Origin of the sequence: Protofrankia coriariae (assembly GCF_001017755.1) — a bacterium.
GTDB lineage: Bacteria > Actinomycetota > Actinomycetes > Frankiales > Frankiaceae > Protofrankia > Protofrankia coriariae.
In genome coordinates this window covers 1-442 of the sequence record NZ_JWIO01000025.1, presented here as the reverse complement: position 1 = coordinate 442, position 442 = coordinate 1, and the positions used below count along the sequence as shown (strand labels likewise).

Annotated in this window: 1 protein-coding gene; it reads right to left on the bottom strand. The window is 71.7% G+C overall.

Going from position 1 to position 442, the window contains the following annotated elements:
• The coding region (locus FrCorBMG51_RS29025; protein WP_200902458.1) for a hypothetical protein at window positions 1-283 on the bottom strand (283 nt) is incomplete at its 3' end.
• Window positions 284-442: the final 159 nt, after the last annotated feature.

Genomic DNA, 442 nt, shown 5'->3' with positions numbered 1-442 from the left:
GGGCGAGCCGCAGCAGGTCGGGGCGGGCGAACACGGCTGTGCCGCTGGTGCGCAGCAGCTGCGCGACCTGCCGGCCCACCGCCGCCCGGCCCGCTTCCTCCGTTGCCTGACCGGGTTCATCCGTCCAGGTCAGACGCAGTGGAGGGCTGCCGCCGTCGTCGAGGTCCAGCACCGTGCGGGCCCCGGCGAGCCACAGTGTCGCCGGCCCGAAACTGCCCCGCACATGCCGGGAGGCGAGCGGGATACCAGCCAACGCCGCCAACCGCCCTGTAGCCGTACCCACCGGCATCCCTCCCCACCTCCCCCGTGAGACACGACTCCAATAACCGACAGTAGCTCTCCTCCCAGCCGGAGACCCTCAGTCGAACACCCCTGGCCAACCAGTGCCGCCAGCCCGTGACAGCGCCGCCGACCCATGGCAACCCAGCCCATGACATCACCG